The sequence below is a fragment of the Sorangiineae bacterium MSr11954 genome, assembly GCA_037157815.1.
Classification (GTDB): Bacteria; Myxococcota_A; Polyangia; order Polyangiales; family Polyangiaceae; genus Pendulispora; species Pendulispora albinea.
Genome location: CP089984.1, coordinates 6,652,976 through 6,673,662, shown reverse-complemented (window position 1 = coordinate 6,673,662; position 20,687 = coordinate 6,652,976). Strand labels below are relative to the sequence as shown.

Here is a 20,687-nt window from a genome sequence, read left to right as displayed (position 1 = left end):
CCTTCTTACCCGTCGAACGTACCTGCCAAATGCCGTCGAAACGAAAACTAAACGAGCCCCGGGAGCTTGACCCCGCCGGTGATCTTCTCGAGCTCGGCCTCCATGGCCTTGTCCGCCTGTTCTAGGGCGCTATTGATGGCCGCACAGGCCCCGTCGAGCGCGAGCTCGATCCCCTCGCTCGCCAGGAACTCGGGATCGATCTCGATGCGCACGACCTTTCGGCCGTAGGTCACCGTGGCTTTGACCTTGTCGCCGACGGCGGAGGTCGTCACCTGGGTGTCCTTCAACTGATCCTTCGTCTGCTCGATCTTCCGCTGCATGCGCGCTGCCTGACGCATGAGCTCGTTCATCCCGCCGCGAAATTGCATAACCCGCGATCCTAGTTCAACGAGCCCCATTGCGCATGCATCGTTTCACCGAAACGCGCTCGCGCGCGTTTACCCCGATCCGCGGGGCGGCGGCCGGCCGAGGACGCACCTCCTAGTCCAACGAGCCCCATTGCGCATGCACCGTTTCACCGAAACGCGGCTCGCGCGCATTTACCCCGATCCGCGGGGCGGCGGCTGGCCGAGGACGCACCCTTCGCGTGCGCGGAGCAGGGCCGCGACCTCGGGCGTGCGGTCAATCCTCGGCGCCTGCCGGGAGCCGCACCTCGCGCAGATCCGCGTTGAAGAGCGCGATGGCGTGGCGCACCAGCGGGTGCTCGGCGACGGCGTTTCGCGCGGCCGTGAGCTCCTCGCGCCTTCGGGCGATGGCCATCGAAGCCAAGGTCATGGCCGCCGTCTGGCTCGGCGTTTTTTCCTCGAGCAAGAGCGTCACGTCGCCAAAGAGGCTGCGCGCCTCCTGCGTGAGCAGCGAGAACGCGTCGGCCTCGCGCGCCTGCGACGCGAGCAGCTCGTCGAGGGCGATGCGAATGCGCTCTGGTCCGATCTCCATGGGCAACGCGTGCTCGAGGATGGACGCCAGCGGCGGGCGCGTGGCGCGCACCCGTTCGACCACCCGCCGCCAGGAGGCGAGGTTGTCGCCGCCCTCTTTCGAGGGCGCCACGGCCTTCGGAAGCGGGGGCATGTCGAACGATGGATTCGCCTGCACCGGCGGCGGCGGCAGGGGGTTCGGCCGCGGCGGCGCCGGAGCCTGCGGTGCAGGCGCGGCCCACGCCGGATTCGCCTGCGGCGCGCTCGCTTGCGACGGCGGGAAATTCGGCCGCGGCGAGGCGGGGCTTTGGGACGGTGGCGCGGCCCACGCCGGATTCGCCTGCGGCGCACTCGCCTGCGACGGCGGGAAATTCGGCCGCGGCGAGGCGGGGCTTTGGGACGGTGGCGCGGCCCACGCCGGATTCGCCTGCGGCGCGCTCGCCTGCGACGGCGGGAAATTCGGCCGCGACACGGGCGTACTTTGGGGCGGGGGAGCCGCCCATGGCACGTCAGCCTGCGGCGCGCTCGCCTGCGACGGCGGGAAATTCCGCGGCGGCGCGCTCGCCTGCGGCACACCCTGCGGCGCGCTCGCCTGCGACGGCGGGAAATTCGGCCGCGACACGGGCGTACTTTGGGGCGGGGGAGCCGCCCATGGCGCATCGGACTGCGGCGACACGCTCGGCGCCGCACCCGCCTGCGACATGGACATCGACGAGCTCGGCGCCGCATCCGCCCGCGCCGGCCCTTGGTCGACGGCCCCGCCGCGCGAACGCGAGCCCCCCGCGCCGCCGCCCCCAGACGCCGCACCCCGCGGCGGCGGAGGAGCACCGCCCAGCCGCCGTTCGAGCTCACCCAAGCGCGCCAAGAGCTCGTCCAGCGGCAGCAACGCCGGCCGGCGCGCCAGTCGCACCAACAACATTTCGAGCGCCGCGCGCGGCTGGCCGCTGCGCACCACTTCATCGAACGCCTTGGAGAAGCCCTGGTAGAGACGCATCAAATCGTCGCCGTCGGTCTGCTTCGCGAGCGACATCACGTCGGCGACTTCTTCGTCCGCCAAGTCCAAGAGCTCGCGACCGTCCTCGCCCGACACCTTGGCGACCACCAAGTTGCGCAGGTGCTGCAGCACGTCGCGCGCGACGTGCGCAAAGTCGAAACCCTGTTGCGCCAGACCATCGACGACCTTGAGGGTCGCCTTGGCGTCGCCGGTCACCAGCGCGCTCCCCAGCTCGTGCAGCACCCGCCGATCGGCCACCCCCAAGACGCGCGCCACGTCCTCGGCCGTGAGCTTTTGCCCGCTGAAGGCGATGACCTGATCGAGCAGGCTCATGGCGTCGCGCATCGATCCCGCGGCCTCGCGCGCGATGACCGCGATGGCGCCGCCGTCGGCCTCGATCTTCTCGAGCGCCAGCACCTCTTCGAGCCGCTTGGCGATGAGCTGCGTGGAGATCAGCTTGAAATCGTAGCGCTGGCACCGGCTCAAGATGGTGACCGGCACCTTGTGCACCTCGGTGGTCGCGAAGATGAACTTCACGTGCGGAGGCGGCTCCTCGAGCGTCTTCAGGAACGCGTTCCAGGCCGCGTTCGAGAGCATGTGGACCTCGTCCACGATGTAAATCTTGAAGCGATCGCGCGCCGGCCGGAACGCCAGGCCCTCTTGCAGGCGGCGCACTTCGTCCACGCCGTTGTAGCTGGCGCCGTCGATCTCCTGCACGTCGATGTCGTTGCCGGCCGCAATTTCCTTGCAGGCTGCACATACTTGGCACGGCTTGGCCGTGGGGCCCTTGGCGCTTCCATCCTCGCCCAGGCAATTCAAGCACTTGGCGAGGAGGCGTGCGCTGGTCGTCTTCCCTACACCGCGGACCCCGGTGAAGAGAAAAGCATGCGCCACGCGTCCCCCCTCGATCGCGTTGGCGAGGGTGCGCGCGACGTGCTCCTGTCCGACCAAATCTTCGAACGACTGCGGCCGGTACTTGCGGGCGAGAACGAGGTAGCTCACCCCGATGGAGTTACATCAATGCGCGCGCCGATGCGAGACCTACGAGGCCGCGCGCGCGCATGTGCACCCAAAAGCGTTCTCGCCCCGGCCCGTCAGCCTTTTTTCAGCTCCGTGATCAGCTCGGGCACCGCCGTGAAAAGATCTTGCACGAGGCCGTAGTCGGCCACCTGGAAGATGGGCGCCTCGGGATCTTTGTTGATGGCCACGATGTTCTTCGAGCTCTTCATCCCGGCCAGGTGCTGGATGGCGCCCGAGATACCAATGGCGAAGTAGAGCTGCGGCGCGACCACGCGGCCCGTCTGTCCGACTTGCAGCTCCGGCGGCGCATAGCCCGCGTCGCACGCCGCGCGGCTGGCACCCACGGCGGCGCCGAGCAGGTTCGCCAGCGGATCGAGCACCTCGGCGAAGCGCTCCTTGAGGGCGCGCCCGCCGGAGACGATGACCCGGGCCTCACCGAGGTCCGGACGCTCGCTCTTCGCGGCCTCCAGCGAGATGAACTCCACGCGCGAGGCCGCGGGATCGGCCGCCGGAATGGCGACTTTTTCCACCGGGGAGGCGCCGCCGCTGGGCTCGGCCGCCGCGAACTCGCTCTGGCGGACGCTGACCAATTTCACCGGCGTCTGCACCTCGGCGTAGCCGAAGGCGTTGCCGGCGTAGGTGGGGCGCTTGAACGTGAGCTTGCCGCCCTCGTTCTTCACGCCGCTGATGTCGGTCGCGTAGCCCGCGCCCAACTTGGCGGCCACGCGCGGCGCCAGGTCTTTGCCGTAGGAGCTCGCGGTGACGGCGACGACGTCGAAGCCGCCCGCCTTGGCCACCTGGGCCACCACCGGCGCGTAGCGCTCGGCCAGCGGATCTTTCAGCGAAGCATCGTCGGCGACCAGGATCTTTTGTGCGCCGAAGGCCGCGGCGTCGGTGGCCGCATTTTGGGTGCCCGACCCGATGACCAGGATCGAGAACGGCGCGCCCACTTGGCGCGCGAAGGTGATGGCGCTGTGGGTGCTCTTACGCAGGGAGCCGTCGTGAAGCTCGGCGATGACGAGAATGTTCATCTTCGGATCTCTCTTTCTCTTTCGCTCTCGCTCGCGCGGGTCAGATGACCTTGGCCTCGGTCTTGAGTTTTTGCACCAGCTCGCCCACCGTCTTCACCTTCACGCCGGCCTTGCGCGCGGCGGGGGGCTCGAAGCCGGTGTACTTGATCTTGAGCGCCGCGTCGGGCGCCAAGTCGGCCAGTTTGAGCTCGACCAGCGGCTTCTTCTTGGCCGCCATGATGGCCATGAGCGCCGCGAAGCGAACGCCATCGGCGTACTTGTGCGTGGGGGGCGTGTGGATCGAGGTGACGCTCGTGGGGGCCACGATGCGAAGGTCGACCGTGACCACCGCGGGCAGGTGAACGCGCACGTTCAAGGTGCCGCCGTCGACCTCGCGCCCGACCACCAGCGACTTGTCGCCTTCGCTCTTGATGGTGCCGGCGAAGGTCGCCTGGGGCCAGCCGAGGTACTCGGCCAGGAGCTGTCCGACTTGGTTCGAGTCGCCGTCGACGGCCTGCTTGCCGGCGAGGACCAGGTCCGGCTTTTCCTTCTCCACGATGGCCTTCAGGGCGCGGGCGACGAGATCGCCGTCGAGGTCTTCGTCTTTGGCGTCGACCCGGATGGCGCGGTCGGCGCCCGTGGCCAGGGCGGCGCGCAGGGTCATCTCGGTCTCCTTCGGACCGAAGGTGACGACGATGACTTCACCTTCGCGCTTCTTCGGGTTGGTGCCGTTTTCGGTCAGACGAAGCGCCGTTTCGACCGCATACTCGTCGAACGGATTCGGCTTCCACTCGAGGCCGGTCGTATCGACCTTGCCGCCGGCGATCTTGATCTTGTTGGCGTTGTCCGGATCGCTGACGCGCTTGAGGGGGACGAGAACTTTCACGACCGGGCTCTCCTTATTGGGATTGGTCTGTCTAATGAATGGCGATTCAGTTGACGGGTCGTACTTAAGAGGAAGACGCGCTGCTGTCAACCGACGGGTCATAGAAACGTGGCGGGCCACCCCTCGAGGAATGTGGAAACCTCGTCACGATAGCCCCACAATACGCGCAACATGCAGACGACCTGCGACTTTCTCGTCATTGGTAGCGGCGTGGCCGGGCTCACGTTCGCGCTGGAAGCCGCTGCCCACGGCGACGTGATCCTCGTCACCAAGCGCGCCCGCGACGAGTCCAACACCAAGTACGCACAGGGCGGAATCGCGGCCGTGCTCGCAGAAGGCGACACCTTCGAGGCCCATATCCGCGACACGGTGGTAGCGGGCTCCGGCTTGAACCACGATCGCGCGGTCGAAATTTGCGTGAAGGAGGCCCCCGCGCGCATCGCGCAGCTGCGGGCCATCGGTGCGCGCTTCGATCGCGCCGAGGGCTCCTCGGTCGCGCATCAGGATCCGCGCGACGCCGAGCTGGATCTGCACCTCGAAGGTGGCCATAGCGCGCGCCGCATCGCCCACGCGAGCGACATGACCGGCCGGGAGGTGGAGCGCGCGTTGCTCGAGGCGGTGGCTGCGCAGCCGCGCATCCGCATCTTCGAGGAGCACATGGGGATCGACCTCATCACGTTGGCCAAGTACGGCGGCCCCGAGGTGTGCGTCGGCGCCTACGTGCTCGACGTGAGCGTCGGCAAGGTCGTGACCATCCTCGCGCGCCACACCATCCTGGCGTCCGGCGGCGCGGGCAAAGTTTACCTGTACACGACCAACCCCGATGTGGCGACCGGCGACGGTCTGGCGATGGCTTTCCGAGCCGGCGCCGAGATCGCGAACATGGAGTTCTACCAGTTCCACCCCACGGCCCTGTACCACCCGCAGGCCAAGACGTTCCTCATCTCCGAGGCGCTCCGTGGCGAGGGCGCGGTGCTGCGAAGGCTCGACGGAACCTCTTTCATGAAGGAGCACCACGCCCTGGCCGATCTCGCGCCGCGCGACATCGTGGCCCGCGCCATCGACCACGAGATGAAGCGCTCGGGCGCCGAGCACGTGCTGCTCGACATCACCGACAAGAAGCCGGCCTTCGTCAAAGACCGCTTCCCGGGCATCTACGCGGAGTGCCTGCGCTGGGGCATCGACATCACCGTGCAGCCCATCCCGGTGGTCCCCGCCGCGCATTACCAGTGCGGCGGTGTCTCCACCGACTTGGAGGGGCGCACGACCATCCCGGGCCTCTGGGCCATCGGCGAGGTGTCGCACACGGGGCTGCACGGCGCCAATCGCTTGGCGTCCAACTCCTTGCTCGAGGGCCTGGTCTTCGCGCACCGTGCGGCCGAAGCGCTCAAGAAGATCGACCGCAGCGCACCCTGGCCCGACGTGCCCGAGTGGGACGTGGGCGAGGCGGGGACCAGCGACGAAGCCGTCGTCATCACGCAGAACTGGGACGAGCTGCGCCGCTTCATGTGGAACTACGTCGGCATCGTGCGATCGCAAAAGCGACTTCGCCGCGCCGCCCGCCGCATCAGCGTGCTCCAAGAGGAGATTGGCGAGTACTACTGGAACTACTTCGTCACCCGCGACTTCCTCGAGCTTCGCAACATCGCCACGGTGGCCCAGCTGATCGTGGAGTGCGCCTCCGCGCGCCGCGAGAGCCGCGGACTTCATTACAACATCGATTACCCGGAGCTCGATCCCCGCGGTGCGCGCGATACGGTGGTGAAGCGCGGCGTGCCCGCCCACCTCCGCGGTCGTTGACCGCACATCGACGCGGAACTCTGGGCGTGCCGGTCACGCCCAGGCGAGGTCGATTTCGTCGAGCGCAGGTTGAAGCGCGCTCGCGAGCCGGTCGAAAACCGTGGGCGCGGCGACCGTTGTCTTCGTGGCGCGCTTCCGACGGGACGGGCGGGTTTTGCCCTTGGAAACTTCGCGGTTGGATGTGAGCTCTTCGAGCACGTTGGAGGGGAGTGCTTTGCGCATGGTCTGTTGAGTTAAGCGGGCTAGCGTGAGACGCGAAACATGGGCAACAAAACGGCGGCGACGAAAACGAGACAAAAACGAGACAAAGATGAAGCGCGCGCCGTGAAAAAAATACCCACTTCCGAATCGCGCCCTAAGCACGAGGAGAAATGCATTGGGACACCGCGGCAAATCGGGAACGTGATACAGAGGCCCTATGAGAGTGGGGGTACCGAGAGAGGTGACTCCGGGGGAGAAGCGGGTCCCGCTGGTGGCGGACTCGGTCAAGCGGCTCGCATCGAAAAAAATCGACGTTTCGATTGAGAGCGGCGCGGGCACTGGCTCATGCATCACCGACGAAGAATTTCGCGCGGGCGGTGCGAGCGTCGAACCGGAGAGCAGTGCACTTTACGCATCGGCCGATGTCGTTCTGCGACTTCGTGTGCCGAACGAGGAGTCGATCGCGCGGCTGCGTGAAGGCTCCACCTTGATCGCGCCGCTCTTCCCGCTGCAGGAGCAAAACGCGCCGTTGGTGCGCGCGCTCGCGGCGCGAAAGGTGACGACCATCGCCGTCGATATGATCCCGCGAACCACCGTGGCACAGATGATGGACGTGCTCAGCTCCCAGGCCACCATCGCCGGCTACTACGCGGTGCTCATGGCCTCGGCCGCGCTCCCTCGCTTCTTCCCCATGCTCATGACCGCGGCTGGAACGATCGCACCGGCGCGGGTGCTGGTGCTCGGCGCCGGCGTCGCCGGTCTGCAGGCGATTGGAACGGCGAAGCGTCTTGGCGCGGTGGTCGAAGCGTTCGACGTGCGCGCGGTGGTGAAAGAGCAAGTGGAGAGCTTGGGGGCGCGCTTCGTGCAGGTCGAATCCGGCGAGGACGCGCAGGCCGAGGGCGGCTACGCGAAAGAGACGTCGGAGGAGTACAAGAAGAAGCAGGCCGAGGCCATCGCGCGCCATGTGAAGACGGCCGATGTCGTCATCGCCACGGCGCTCATTCCGGGCAAGCGCGCGCCGGTGCTGGTGACCGAGGAGATGGTTCAGTCGATGAAGCCGGGCTCGGTCATCGTCGATCTGGCGGCGGAGCAGCAGGGCAACTGCGCGCTCACGGAGCCGGGGCAGACGGTGGTGCGCCATGGCGTGAGCATTCTGGGCGAGCTGGATCTACCGAGCCGGGTCGCCATTCATGCGAGTCAGATGTACGCGCGCAACATGGAGAAGCTGCTTCTTCACGTGTGCAACAAAGACGGGGCCCTCCATCTCGATCCCGAGAACGAGATCACGCGGGGGTGCCTGATCACGGTCGCGGGAGACGTCGTCCACCCCAAGGTGAAGGAACGACTCTAATGTCGAGCGAGCTCATTTTCGGCCTGTACATCTTCGTGCTGGCCACCTTCGTCGGCTATCAAGTGATCTCGCGTGTGCCGCCGCTCCTGCACACGCCGCTCATGTCGGGCACCAACGCCATCAGCGGCATCTCGCTGGTGGGCTCGTTGGTGGCGGCCGGCTCCGAGCACAACCAAATAAGCACCATTTTGGGCTTTATCGCGGTGACCGCGGCGAGCATCAACGTGGTCGGCGGCTTCATGATCACCGACCGCATGCTGCGCATGTTCAAGCGCCGCGGGCCCGCGGAGAAAGGGGCGGACAAGTCATGACCCCGCTCCTCAGCCTGGCGTACCTGGTTGCGTCGGTCCTGTTCATTTTATGCCTTCGCGGCCTGAGCTCCCCCGAGTCGGCGCGCCGGGGCATCGTCCTCGGCGAGCTGGGGATGTTCATCGCGGTGGTGGCCACGCTCCTTCACAAGGAGATCATCAGCTACACGTGGATCATCGCCGGCATCTGCCTGGGCTCGGCCATCGGCACCGCGATTTCGCTTCGCATCCCGATGACCAAGATGCCCGAGCGTATTGCGCTCTCGCACTGCTTCGGCGGTCTGGCCACGGCGCTCGTCGGTGTCTCCGAGTACATCCACACCGAGGGCCACGTGTCGCGCCTGACCACCGGCGCGCTCGGCTTCGAGACGTTCTTCGGCTTTCTGACGTTCACCGGAAGCATCATGGCGTTCGGGAAGCTGCAGGGCATCATCACGGGGGCGCCCGTCACCTACAAAGGCCAGAACGTCCTCAACATCGGGCTCTTCGTGGCCTCGTTGGGGATGCTCGTCTACCAAGTCATCGAGCCCGCGCAGCCAAACCTGTTCTACGCGACCAGCGGCATCGGCTTTGCGCTGGGCGTTCTGGCGGTCCTGCCGATCGGCGGCGCCGACATGCCGGTGGTCATCTCGCTGCTCAACTCGTACGCGGGCCTCGCGGCCTCCGCCACGGGTTTTGCGATCGGGAGCAACATCCTGATCATCTCGGGTGCGCTCGACGGATCGTCCGGTCTTTTGCTCTCGATCCTGATGAGCAAAGCGATGAACCGTTCCTTCACGAACGTGCTGTTCGGCGCGTTCGGCACGGCCATCGAGCCGACGGCGGCGCCCACCGGCGGTGCGGTTGCGTTCAACGAGGCCACCATCGACGACGCGGCGGGGGTGCTGCGTGCGGCGCAGAACGTGATCGTCGTGCCCGGTTACGGCATGGCGGTGTCGCAGGCGCAGCACGCGGTGCGGGATCTGGCGGCGTCGCTGCAAAAGCGTGGGGTGGAAGTGAAGTATGCGATTCACCCCGTCGCGGGGCGCATGCCGGGGCACATGAACGTGCTGCTGGCCGAGGCGAACGTGCCGTACGACGAGCTTTACGACTTGGACAACATCAACGACGATTTTCCGCGCACCGATGCGGTGATCGTGGTGGGCGCCAACGACGTCGTCAATCCGGCGGCCAAGAAGGATCCGGCGAGCCCGATTTACGGGATGCCCGTCTTCAATGTGGAGCAATCGCGTTCGATCATCGTGCTCAAGCGGAGCATGAATCCGGGCTTCTCCGGGGTGGAGAATGAGCTCTTCTTCCTGCCCAATACGATGATGGTGCTGGGGGACGCGAAGAAGACGCTGCTTGGGTTCGTGGCGGCGCTCAAGGAAGGGCATCACTAGGCGATTTCGACGTGATTTCGCCTCGGTCGAGGTGCACGCGGCAGCGGGTGCTGCACGCGGGCCCATGGGTCATCGCGAGGCGCTATCGGAGCTGCAGCTACCGATGCTCGTAGCTACGGTGGACAAGTGCTACCGTTAGCTTCATGGCGAATGCCGTAACGCCCTCCTATGTCACCTTGGAAGCCTTCTGGGAGGCCGAGGAGACGAGCGAATCGAGGCACGAGTGGCTCGATGGGGTCGTGTACGACATGTCCCGCGGGACGATCGAGCATGCGCGCCTCATCGGGTCGATCGTTCGGATCTTGGGAAACGCCCTGCTGGATGAGTGCTCCGTCTATTCATCCGAGGTGATGCTCTACATCGCCGAAACGAAGCTCGCGACGTACGCGGACGCGACGGTCGTGTGCGGTCCTTTGGCGACCTATCGCGTGGCGAAGCTCGGCGAAGCGATCACGAACCCGACGCTGCTCGTCGAGGTCCTCTCGGACCGCACGGAAGGCTACGACCGCGGTGAGAAATTTGCTTATTACATGCGAATTTCGTCCTTGAAGGAGTACGTCCTCGTTTCGCAGTACGAGCGTCGCATCGAGGTGTTTCGGCGGCCGCAGCGCGGGCGCTGGATCCATGAAGTCGCGCAAGCGGGGCAATCGCTGACGCTGCACGGCCACGCCATCGAGGTGGACGCGGTTTACGCGAAGCCCGTGCGCTAGAACGGCGGCGCCGGCAGCTCCCGCTTTGGTCGAGCGCCGCTTCGGGGTAAGGTCCGAGGCAATGGTTACGCCCCAAGTGCCGCCGGTTGCGGAGTCACGTGTGGATGCCGATGTGCTGGAGACGCGCTTGCCGCATCTCCTCGAGGCGTATCGGTGTTTGGTGCGGGCCCGTGCGCTCGAGGTGCGGTGGGGCGAGCTCGAGCAAAGAGGCGCGATGGTGCCGACGCCCGCGGAGCCGGGGGGGGACATTCCCACGGTGGCCGCCGGGTTTGCGCTCGGTGCGGACGATTGGGTGGTCGGGGAGGGGAACGAGGTCGCCCTCGCGCTGTTGCGCGGGGCAACGCTTGCCGCGTTCGTGGCGCATGCGTTTGGACGGGGCCCCCATCCGTGGCATGCGCGTGCACGACGAACGGTGGCGTCCGACTGGCGGAATGGTGCCCATGTGACGCAGGGCGTCGGTGTGGCGTGGGGCGCGAAGATCGAGCGGCGTGAGCTCGCGGTGTTGGTGACGTTCGCGGATGCCATCGCCGAGACGGGCGAGTTTCACAACGGGGTCAACTTGGCGGGGGTGTTCAAGGCGCCGGCGATCTTTCTGGCCGTGACCCGCTCCGATCGGCCAAGCCCCGAGCCCCAAGACGCGGAGCACGCCGCCCATCTCGCGTCCGCCTACGGCATTTCGGCCCAGGTTTGCGACGGGTCGGACTTTTTCGCCGTGGCGCGCGCCGTAAGCGAGGCGCGAAGGCGCGCCGTCGCGGGGCTCGGTCCCACCTTCCTCGAGGCGCGCGTGCCCCGCGCACAAGCCCTCCCCCAGGACACGGCGGCGGCGCTTCGCCGTCACTTGGAAGCGCGCGGAGCGTTCGACCCGGAGCGGGAAGCGCGGCTCGAGGTGGAGGCCGCGGCGGAGATCGAGCGCGCCGTCACCGAGCTTGGGGCTGGGGCGGCACCCGTCGCCCGTCATGCGGTCGTGCTGCCCGAGAGTCGGATCGTCGTTCCAACGAATCGTCGTCCGGGGTAGGACTGCTTCCATGGCGACTCAGAACATGGTGCAGGCCATCAACGACGGACTGCGTCACGAGATGCGACGCGATTCGCGGGTGGTCGTGCTCGGTGAGGACGTCGGCAAGGTCGGGGGCGTGTTCCGGGTCACCCAAGGCCTCTACGACGAGTTTGGCGACGAGCGCGTCATCGACACACCGCTGTCGGAGGGAGGCATCATCGGGTGCGCCATTGGCATGGCGCTGTACGGGTTGGTCCCCATCCCCGAGATCCAGTTCTCGGACTTCATTTTCCCGGCCTACGACCAGATCGTGAGCGAGCTGGCCAAGATGCGCTATCGCTCGGGCGGCGAGTACTCGGCCAAGCTCGTGATCCGCACCCCGGTGGGCGGCGGCATCCGCGGCGGCTTGTACCACTCGCAGTCGCCCGAGGCGCTCTTCATTCACGTGGCGGGCCTCAAGGTCGTGTGCCCCTCCACCCCCGAGGACGCCAAAGGCCTCTTGCTCGCCTCCGTGCGCGATCCCGATCCGGTCCTCTTCTTCGAGCCCAAACGCATTTACCGCGCGGCCAAGGGCGAGGTCCCCGAGGGCGAGCACGTGGTGGAGCTCGGGAAGGCGCGCATCGTTCGCCCGGGCGAGCACGTCACCGTCATCGCGTGGGGCGCGATGGTCTACGAGGCGATCGCGGCCGCGGACGAGGCTGAAAAGCAGGGAGTCTCGTGTGAGATCCTCGACCTGCGCACGCTCTGGCCCGTCGACATCGACGCCATCGTGGCCAGCGTGAAGAAGACCGGGCGCGTGATCATCGTGCACGAGGCGCCGAAGACCTGTGGATTCGGCGCGGAGCTCGTTGCGCTCGTCAACGAGAAAGCTTTTCTTCACTTGGAGGCGCCGCCGGTTCGCGTGACCGGCTTCGACACGCCGTTTCCTTACACGCTCGAAAACGACTATCTGCCTCTTGCCCATCGTATTTTGCCCGCCGTCCTCGCGACGGCGAAATACTAGCGGCGGCGCCTCGAGTGGAACGAGCGCCGTCCGCGTCCTAAGACTTCGGAGACGATTATGGCTCGCTGGGAATTCAAACTGCCCGACATCGGCGAAGGTGTGACCGAAGGTGAAATCGTTAGCTGGCTCATTTCACCCGGTGAACCGGTCAAAGAAGACCAGCCGATGGTCGAGGTGATGACCGACAAGGCCACGGTCACCATCGCCTCGCCGCGCGCCGGCACCGTGCTCGAGCTGCGCGGCAAGGTCGGCGATATCGCCGCCGTGCACGCCGTGCTCGTCGTGCTCGACGTGAGCGACGGGAGGGACGCGCACGACGTCAAAGCCGCCCCCAGCGGACCCGCATCCGCATCCGCATCGCACGCGAACGGCTCGAGCAACGGCAACGGGGCCGGCGCCGAGCCCCGCACCCCCGCGCGCCACGACGATGGCCCGGCCGCCACCGCGGTGGGCGACATCCGCGAGACGCTCCCGGGCATCCGCTCCGACGTCAAGCCGGCCGCCGCGAGCGGCGCATCGGCAGGCGGTAGCGCACCGGCCGCAGGTGGTTCGGCCGCGGGCGCCACCGAGACGTACTTCAATGCCAAGCCCCTGGCGACCCCCGCCACCCGCAAAGCCGCGCGCGAGCTCGGCATCGACTTGAAGCGCGTTCCGCCCACCGGCCCCCAAGGCCGCGTGACGCGCGACGACGTGCGCTCGTACGCGGACCAAGGCGCCCCCGCCGTGGAGCCCGCCGGAAAGCCGGCGCAGCCTGCAACGCCCCCATCCGCCGCCCCGTCCGCCTCGGCACCTGCCGCGGCCGCCGATGTGCCCGCGGTGGCGCGTCCGGCCGGGCTCACGCGCGAGCCCGTGCGCATCACCCCGCCTGCAGGCCCCGCAGCCGCCCTCGAGGAGCGCGTTCCCTTCGCCGGCATGCGGCGGCGCATCGCCACCAAGATGTCCGCGGCAAAGACCACCGCGGCGCACTTTACGTTCGTCGAAGAGTGCGACGTCACGGCGCTCAAGGCCTTGCGCGCGCGGCTGAAGCCCTCGGCGGACGCCCAAGGCGTGAAGCTCAGCTTCCTCCCGTTCATCACCAAGGCGGTCATTGCCGCGCTTCGCAAGCACCCGATCCTCAACTCGGCGCTCGACGAGACCACCAACGAGCTCGTCTACCGTAAGTACTTCAATATCGGCATCGCCTCGTCCACCGACGCAGGGCTCATCGTTCCCGTGGTGAAGAACGCCGACCGCAAGAGCCTCCTCGAGATCGCGCGCGAGATCGACCGCCTGGCGACCGACGCAAAGGAAGGGAAATCCAAGGTGGAGGACTTGAGCGGCTCCACCTTTACCATCACGTCCTTGGGCGCGCAGGGCGGGCTCTTTGCCACGCCCATCCTCAACTTCCCCGAGGTGGGCATCCTGGGCGTGCACCAAATCAAGCAGAAGCCCGTGGTGCGCGATGGGCAGATCGTCATTGGTGAGGTGATGCTGCTCTCGCTCTCCTTCGATCACCGCATCGTCGACGGCCATGTGGGGGCGGCGTTCGCGTACGATGTCATCGGATTTTTGGAGAATCCGGATCGTCTGTTTCTGGAGATGGCGTAAGCTGAAACGGCGCTCCTCCGCCGTTTGGTTTCGCCGATGCAACGCGCTTCACTCCACGCCTTTCTTTTGCTCGCGGTGGCCCTGGCCATCGCAGCATGCGTGACGACGCGCGGCCCGGAGCTGGAGCCGCGCTACATCGCGCTGCACAACGCCTTCGCCGCCATGGGGCTCGCACAAGTGGGCCCCGTTCAGCGCGCCTCTCTGGCCGAGGGGCGCGAGGCGCGCTTGCCCCTCGAGCTGGTCGCCGAGTGCACCACCATCGCCCTGTTCGGCGGCCAAGGCGTGCGCGATCTCGACGCCACCTTGCTCGGCCCCGGCGGCGCGCCGCTCGCCAAGGACGTGACCCGTGACTCGCAGGCGGTGCTTCGCACCTGCGTCGATGCGCCGGGAACGTACACCTTGGTGGTGAAGATGGCGGCGGGCGCGGGCGACGTGCTCGCGGCCACGTGGGTCGGCGGGTTCGGCGCGCGCGCGGCGCCGGCGTCTTCGGCGGTTGTGTCAGCCTCCGCGGTGGGCACCTGCGATTCGCCCATGGCGCTCTCGCCCGGCACGTTCACCGGATCGACCACGCGCGGCGAGAGCGAGCACGAAGGCACGTGCACCAGCTCCACCTCGCGCGAGGTGGTCTACCGCTTCGAGCTCACCACGCGCAAGCGGGTCACCATCGACGTGAACCCGCACTTCGACAGCGTGATTTACTTGCGCAAAGAGGACTGCGCCGATCCCGACGCCGAGGTGGCCTGCAACGACGACGCGCCGCACGACCACGATTCGCACCTCGACGAGGAGCTCGATCCGGGCATCTACTACTTCTTCGTCGACGGCTACTCGAGCGAGGTCGGCACCTACAAGATGAACGTCGCCATGACCGACGTGCCCACGGTGGAGGAGGTCTGCCAAAAGGCGCGGATGCTCGCGACCGGCGTGCCCGCCACCGCCTCCACGCGCGGCCTCTACGATCACCTGCACTCGGGCGGCTGCGGCGACAGCGCCAAGGGCCCCGACGCCCCGTACCGCTTCGATCTGGCCCGCCGCGCGCGCGTGCGCATCGTGGAGCGCTCGAACGACTTCACCCCCGTGCTCCACGTGCGCAAGCGGTGCACCGACACCAAGAGCGAGGTGGGGTGCACCGACTCGGGGTTCGCCGCCGGCGAGGCCACCTTCGCCACCGTGCTCGATCCCGGCAGCTACGCCGTCATCGCCGACGGCGCCGATCGCGACGCCGACGGCAGCTACAGCGTGGCCGCCGAGGTGGCCCCCGAGAACGGCCAGGCCGGCATCCCCGGTGACACCTGCGCCGACGCCACCCTCCTCGGCGCCGTCGATCCCGCGGCCGCCGGCGACACCTTCCTCGCCCGCGACGATGTCTCCGTGCGATGCGGCGGCACCGGGGCCCCCGACGTGATCTACCGGGTCGAGGTCGCGAAGCGCTCACGCCTCCAAGCGCAGCTCGAGCGCCAGGAGGGGAGCCATGTGCTGGCCCTTCGCAAAGCGTGCTCCGACGTGAGCACCGAGCTCGCGTGCAGCGCGTCCATCGACCACGTGGTGGAGCCGGGCGTGTATTACCTGGTCGTCGACGGCGACGCGAACATGGGCATGGGGCGCTTCTCGTTCGCCTTCCGGCTGCGCGAGGTGGCGGCCCAAGAGACGGCGTGCCGCGCGGCGCGCACGCTCGTCAGCGGGCAGACCGTGAAGGGGACGACCGCCGGCGGGAGCGACAAGTTCGTGGGCACGTGCGCCGGCAGCTACGATGCGCAAGCGTCGCCCGACGCGGTGTACCGCATCGCGCTCCCCGCGCGCGGCAGGGTCCGGCTGAATGTCACCAGCACCGGCTACAGCCCCGTGCTCACCTTGCGGCGCGCGTGCGTCGATGGCGCGTCGGGCAGCGCGTCGCCGGAGATCGCGTGCAACAGCGACGGCAGCAATGTGTACCGTGCACATATCGACACGGTGCTCGACGCCGGCGTTTATTTTGCCGTCGTCGATGGCCAGGCGCGGGGCAGCCAGGGGCCTTACGCGCTCGAGTACGTATTTTCCCCCGTCACCGCCAAGACGCGCTGACGTCTCAGCTCCGGCTGCGCGCGTAGGAGTACGCGGTGTAGGCGGCGATGATGTGGCAGATCCACCCGAGGGTGCCGCCGGTGCCCACCCACAGCCCGGGGGTGATGATGAGCCAAAAGATCCCGCGGAGGAACTTGCCGTTGTAGAACTGGCCGACGCCCGGAATGAAAAACGAAAGAACGGCGGCGAGACCGGGATTGAGATGACGATTCGAGCTCACGACGAGAAAGATGAGCACGCGGGGGCGACCGCGCAACCGCGGCGTCTGCAGCGCGCTCTTCTGCAGTGGTATGCGAAGGAAAAACGCGACCTTCCGTGGCGGGCGACCAAAGACCCGTACGCCATTTGGCTGAGCGAAGTGATGCTCCAGCAGACGCGCGTGGACACCGTGCGGCCCTACTACGAGCGGTTCGTGGCCACGTACCCCACGGTGCACGCGCTGGCCGAGGCGCCGCTGGAGCGCGTGCTCGCCGACTGGAGCGGCCTCGGTTACTACCGCCGCGCGCGCATGCTCCACGAGGGCGCGCGCCAGGTGGTGCGCGACTTCGACGGCAAGTTTCCGCGCGCCGCCTCGGAGCTTCGCGGCATCGTCGGCATCGGGCCCTACACGGCGGGCGCCGTCGCCAGCATCGCGTTCGACACGCGCGCGCCGCTGGTCGATGGCAATGTCGCGCGCGTGCTCGCGCGCATCTTCGGGGTCGAGGAGGACGTGCGCGCAGGGAAGGGGCGCGCGCGCATCTGGGAGCTCGCGGAGTCCATCGTGCCGGAGGTCGGCGCCGGCGATTTCAATCAGGCGCTGATGGAGCTGGGCGCGACCATTTGCTCGCCGCAGTCCCCCGCGTGCGGGCGCTGCCCGGTGCGCGGCTCGTGCGCGGGGTTCGCGAGCGGCGAGCCCGAACGATTGCCCAACATGGCGCCCAAGGCCAAGCCGCGCCCCTGGCCGCGCGCCGCGCTGGTGGCCACCCGGGGCGAGGAGCGCTTGCTGCTCGCGCGGCGCAAGCGCGAGCTCGTGTTCGGCGGGCTGTGGGAGCCGCCGTCGCTCGATGTCGAAAACGTGCAGGACGACCCCGCGCGGCTCGTGGCGCTCACCGGGGTGAAGGGGCCGGACCCGGAGCTCGCGGGGCAGGTCACGCACATTCTCTCGCACCGGAAGATGACCATCGCCGTCTATCGCACCGCCGTCCGTGTGGAACGCGCTGGACTTCCGCACGACCACGCCGAGTACGACGCGCTGGAGTGGGTCGACCGAAAGGCCGCAATGTCCCGGGGAATGAGCACCCTCGCACGAAAAGTGCTGCGGACATGCGGTATCGAAGTCGAAAGGCGCTAGATTGGTCGACAGGGGTGGTGCTCAAGTGACCGACGAGCCGGTTCGCGTGCTCATCGTGGACGACGAAGCAGGGTTGCGACGCAGCCTCGCGCGCATCCTTGCAGCGCGCGGCTTCGCGGTGGAAATGGCCGAGGATGGCGACCGCGCCCTCGAGCTCTTGGAGTCGAACGAGCCCGAGGTCATCCTGTGCGACTTGATGATGCCGCGCATGGGTGGCTTCGAGGTCCTCGAGCACACCAAGCGCACGCACCCGCGGGTCGAGGTGGTGATGATGACCGCGCACGCCGACGTCGACTCGGCGGTGGCCGCGGTGAAGTCGGGCGCCTACGACTTTTTGACCAAGCCCTTCGCCTCCAACGACGCCGTGGCCCTGGCGGTCACCAAGGCCGCCGATCACAAGCGGCTGGTGGAGCGCGCCGCGCGCCTGGAGGAGCGGCTGGTCGCGCACGAGCGCTTCGGCGAAATGGTCGGCACGTCGCCCAAGATGCAAGCCGTGTATCGGCTCATCGAAGGCGTCTCGAGCGCCACGTCGACCGTGCTCATTCTCGGCGAGAGCGGCACCGGCAAGGAGCTGGTGGCCCGCGCCATCCACCAGCACTCGGCGCGGGCCGATCGCCCGTTCGTGCCCGTCAACTGCGCGGCCATCCCCAAAGAGCTGGTCGAGAGTGAGCTCTTTGGCCACGTGCGCGGCGCCTTCACGGGCGCGCAGAACGCGCGGACCGGTTTGTTCGAGACCGGGAACTCCGGCACGCTCTTCTTGGACGAGGTCGGCGATCTGCCGCTGGCCGCGCAAGTGAAGCTCTTGCGGGCGCTTCAGGACGGTGAGATCAAGCGGGTGGGCTCCGACGAGACGCGCTTCGTCGACGTGCGCGTGCTGGCGGCGACCAACGTGGATCTCCAGCAGCGCATCGCCGATGGAACCTTCCGTCGCGATCTCTATTACCGGCTCAATGTCATCCCCATCCACGTGCCCCCGCTGCGCGAGCGCGACGACGACGTGGTGCTCCTGACCCACCACGTGCTGCAAAAGCTGGCGCGCCGAATGGGCCGGGCGCCCAAGCGCATGAGCGCGGAGGCCATGCGCGCCATCAAGGGCCACTCGTGGCCGGGCAATGTGCGCGAGCTCGAGCACGCGGTGGAGCACGCGTTCGTGCTCGCGCAAGGGGAAATGATCGAGCTCGGCGATCTGCCGCAAATTGGTGCGCCCGCCTCCGCCGGGGCGGGCGGGGTGAGCGCGTCGCTGGCAGCGTTGGCGGCGCTGCCGGAGCACGGTGGCTCGCGGGAATCGGCGGAGTGGCGGAGCGGTGGGGAGGACACCCCGGTGTCGTCGGTGGGCGGGGTGGATCTGTTTGCCCTTCCGTATGCGGAGGCCAAGCGGCGGGCCATGCAGGCGTTCGACGAGGGGTATGTCCGCGAGGTCCTCGACAGGTCCGGGGGAAACCTGTCGGCGGCCGCCCGCCATGCTGGGCTCGATCGGTCGAACTTCCGGCGCATCGTCAAACGGCGCATCCCGTTGAAGAAGGCTCCTTTGTGAGAGAGCGCGGTTTCCGCCAAAGCGGGTAGGCATGTGCGCTCGGCCGTACTACTGTCCGCCGCGACGGATGGGTCGTATCCGCTATCTCGTACTTTCCGCGTTGTTGAGCGTGACCGCGTTCGCGCCGCTGGCGCGCGCCGGCGATCTCGAGGACGACGAACCCGCGAAGAAGCCCGAGCCCGCGGCGGCCGGCGCGCAAGCTGCTGCCAAGCACCGCACGTACACCTTGGCCGAGTGCCTTGCGATGACCGATCGCAACCACCCGAACCTCTGGGCCGCTCGCGCCCGGCTCGCCGGCTTCCACGCGCAGCTCGAGGAGGCCAAGTGGACGCCGTTCTGGCAGTGGACCAGCCAGGTGACCTTCGGCGTCCTGCCGCAAATTGGGGGCACGCCCTATTACACGGCGGCGCCCGCCAACCTGCTCAACACGAACTTCACGGACGGCCTGAACCCGTTCATCCAGTTCTCGATCAACGGGACCATCCCGCTCTACACCTTCGGCAAAATCGAGTGGGCGCGGCGCGCCGCCGAGGCGCAGGTTCGGGTCGGGGAGTGGGACGTCGAGAAGTGGCGCCAGCAGGTGCGCATGGACGTGCGCCGGGCCTTCTACGGGGCCATGCTGGCGCGCGACGCCCGCTACCTCCTGAACGACATCCACAACAGGCTCAACAAAGCCATCGAGGCGCTGCAAGAGAAGCTCGACAACGGTGAGGCCGGGGTCGACGAGGTGGATCGCATCCGGCTCGAGGTCTACCGCGATCAGCTCCTGGCGCGCGCGGGCGAGCCCGACAAAGCCGAGAACTTCGCGATGGCGGCGCTCCGGTTCATGACCGGCGTGGCCCGCGACTTCGACATCCCCGACGAGCCTCTGGCGCCGTCGGACGTGGAGGTCCGCCCCGTCGTCTCGTACCTCGCGGCGGCGCGCCTTTTCCGCGCCGAGGTCAACCAGGCGCGCGCGACCATCTCCCAGCGTCGCGCCAGCCTCGAGGTGGCGCGGGCGCGGCTCTTTCCCGATATCGGGCTGCTCTTCAACATGAACTATTCGACCGCCCCCAGCGTCATCCGCCAGGACAACGCGTGGGTGACCGATCCGTTCAACCGCTTTACGTACTCCGCCGCCCTCGGGGCGCGCTGGTCGCTCGACATTCTGCCCGGGCAGGCCCGCGTCGCCGGCGCGGAGGCGGCGCTCGAAGAGGCGCGCGCGCTGGAGCGCAACTCGCTCGGCGGCATCGCCGTCGAGGTGGAGAACGCCTATGGCGTGATGCTCGACGCCCGCCGCCGCGAGCAAATGTGGGCCAAGGCCGAGCACAAGGCCAAAGGTTGGATCTCGAGCGTCCAAGACGCCATCGATCTGGGCACCAAAGACGAAAAACAGCTCACCGAGCCGCTGCGCGTCTTCGTCGACTCCCGTCTGAGTCATATGACGGCGACCATGGACTACAACCTGGCGCTGGCCGATCTCGCGCGCGTTTCAGGCTGGGACGCGGCGGCGCCGAAGAAATAGTCGCGGCGCGCCGGGCCCCGGTGCTTCGCTCGCGGGGCCGGCGGCTTCGTCGAGGCGGGCGGCGCGCTTCGCGGGGCCGGCGGCTTCGTCGAGGC

Annotated in this window: 18 protein-coding genes; 12 read left to right on the top strand and 6 right to left on the bottom strand. The window is 67.8% G+C overall.

Annotated features, from left to right (window positions below; genetic code table 11):
* Positions 1–47: 47 nt before the first annotated feature.
* The 4 genes from LZC94_25730 to LZC94_25715 all read right to left on the bottom strand — a co-directional run bounded on the left by LZC94_25730 (position 48) and on the right by LZC94_25715 (position 4,824).
* Entirely contained in the window at positions 48–368 is a 321-nt protein-coding gene (locus LZC94_25730) for a YbaB/EbfC family nucleoid-associated protein (protein ID WXB11261.1), read from the bottom strand.
* Between the two features lie 253 nt (positions 369–621).
* Complete coding sequence (gene dnaX / locus LZC94_25725) at positions 622–2,910, bottom strand: DNA polymerase III subunit gamma/tau (protein ID WXB11260.1); 2,289 nt, start codon at positions 2,908–2,910, stop codon at positions 622–624.
* 92 nt (positions 2,911–3,002) lie between these two features.
* A complete protein-coding gene (locus LZC94_25720) occupies positions 3,003–3,959 on the bottom strand; it encodes an electron transfer flavoprotein subunit alpha/FixB family protein (protein WXB11259.1) in 957 nt (318 codons plus the stop codon).
* A 40-nt stretch (positions 3,960–3,999) separates the two neighbouring features.
* On the bottom strand, positions 4,000–4,824 hold the full coding sequence (locus LZC94_25715; GenBank protein WXB11258.1) for an electron transfer flavoprotein subunit beta/FixA family protein: 825 nt from the start codon (positions 4,822–4,824) through the stop codon (positions 4,000–4,002).
* A 171-nt stretch (positions 4,825–4,995) separates the two neighbouring features.
* Here LZC94_25715 and nadB point away from each other — a divergent pair, with 171 nt between their 5' ends.
* Positions 4,996–6,624: an L-aspartate oxidase gene (gene nadB, locus LZC94_25710; protein ID WXB11257.1), complete on the top strand. Its 1,629-nt coding sequence runs from the start codon at positions 4,996–4,998 to the stop codon at positions 6,622–6,624.
* A gap of 33 nt (positions 6,625–6,657) precedes the next feature.
* Here nadB and LZC94_25705 read toward each other — a convergent pair whose 3' ends face one another.
* A complete protein-coding gene (locus LZC94_25705) occupies positions 6,658–6,822 on the bottom strand; it encodes a hypothetical protein (protein ID WXB11256.1) in 165 nt (54 codons plus the stop codon).
* Between the two features lie 220 nt (positions 6,823–7,042).
* Between LZC94_25705 and LZC94_25700 the strand changes: the two genes are divergently transcribed.
* The 8 genes from LZC94_25700 (at position 7,043) to LZC94_25665 (ending at position 16,224) form a co-directional block, all read left to right on the top strand.
* Complete coding sequence (locus tag LZC94_25700) at positions 7,043–8,176, top strand: Re/Si-specific NAD(P)(+) transhydrogenase subunit alpha (GenBank protein WXB11255.1); 1,134 nt, start codon at positions 7,043–7,045, stop codon at positions 8,174–8,176.
* Positions 8,176–8,487: an NAD(P) transhydrogenase subunit alpha gene (locus LZC94_25695; GenBank protein ID WXB11254.1), complete on the top strand. Its 312-nt coding sequence runs from the start codon at positions 8,176–8,178 to the stop codon at positions 8,485–8,487. Before LZC94_25700 ends, LZC94_25695 begins: the two co-directional genes overlap by 1 nt.
* The gene (locus tag LZC94_25690; GenBank protein WXB11253.1) at positions 8,484–9,866 is read left to right on the top strand and encodes an NAD(P)(+) transhydrogenase (Re/Si-specific) subunit beta; all 1,383 of its coding nucleotides are present in this window, start codon (positions 8,484–8,486) and stop codon (positions 9,864–9,866) included. The genes LZC94_25695 and LZC94_25690 overlap by 4 nt, the downstream gene beginning before the upstream one ends.
* Before the next feature lie 143 nt (positions 9,867–10,009).
* Positions 10,010–10,576: a Uma2 family endonuclease gene (locus tag LZC94_25685; GenBank protein WXB11252.1), complete on the top strand. Its 567-nt coding sequence runs from the start codon at positions 10,010–10,012 to the stop codon at positions 10,574–10,576.
* Positions 10,577–10,637: 61 nt separating this feature from the next.
* Positions 10,638–11,591 carry a hypothetical protein gene (locus LZC94_25680; GenBank protein ID WXB11251.1) on the top strand — a complete coding sequence of 318 codons (954 nt, stop codon included), beginning with the start codon at positions 10,638–10,640 and terminating at the stop codon, positions 11,589–11,591.
* Between the two features lie 10 nt (positions 11,592–11,601).
* Positions 11,602–12,576 carry an alpha-ketoacid dehydrogenase subunit beta gene (locus tag LZC94_25675; protein WXB11250.1) on the top strand — a complete coding sequence of 325 codons (975 nt, stop codon included), beginning with the start codon at positions 11,602–11,604 and terminating at the stop codon, positions 12,574–12,576.
* A gap of 57 nt (positions 12,577–12,633) precedes the next feature.
* Entirely contained in the window at positions 12,634–14,163 is a 1,530-nt protein-coding gene (locus tag LZC94_25670) for a 2-oxo acid dehydrogenase subunit E2 (protein WXB11249.1), read from the top strand.
* A gap of 36 nt (positions 14,164–14,199) precedes the next feature.
* Positions 14,200–16,224: a hypothetical protein gene (locus LZC94_25665; GenBank protein ID WXB11248.1), complete on the top strand. Its 2,025-nt coding sequence runs from the start codon at positions 14,200–14,202 to the stop codon at positions 16,222–16,224.
* A 4-nt stretch (positions 16,225–16,228) separates the two neighbouring features.
* Here LZC94_25665 and LZC94_25660 read toward each other — a convergent pair whose 3' ends face one another.
* Positions 16,229–16,444: a hypothetical protein gene (locus LZC94_25660; protein ID WXB11247.1), complete on the bottom strand. Its 216-nt coding sequence runs from the start codon at positions 16,442–16,444 to the stop codon at positions 16,229–16,231.
* Here LZC94_25660 and mutY point away from each other — a divergent pair.
* The 3 genes from mutY to LZC94_25645 all read left to right on the top strand — a co-directional run bounded on the left by mutY (position 16,427) and on the right by LZC94_25645 (position 20,592).
* Positions 16,427–17,554, top strand: a complete 1,128-nt coding sequence (gene mutY, locus LZC94_25655; GenBank protein ID WXB11246.1) for an A/G-specific adenine glycosylase — start codon at positions 16,427–16,429, stop codon at positions 17,552–17,554. The genes LZC94_25660 and mutY overlap by 18 nt on opposite strands.
* A gap of 25 nt (positions 17,555–17,579) precedes the next feature.
* Positions 17,580–19,088 (top strand): sigma-54 dependent transcriptional regulator, encoded by a 1,509-nt coding sequence (locus LZC94_25650; protein ID WXB11245.1) that lies wholly within the window; start codon positions 17,580–17,582, stop codon positions 19,086–19,088.
* Positions 19,089–19,197: 109 nt separating this feature from the next.
* Complete coding sequence (locus LZC94_25645; GenBank protein ID WXB20245.1) at positions 19,198–20,592, top strand: TolC family protein; 1,395 nt, start codon at positions 19,198–19,200, stop codon at positions 20,590–20,592.
* Positions 20,593–20,687 lie beyond the last annotated feature (95 nt).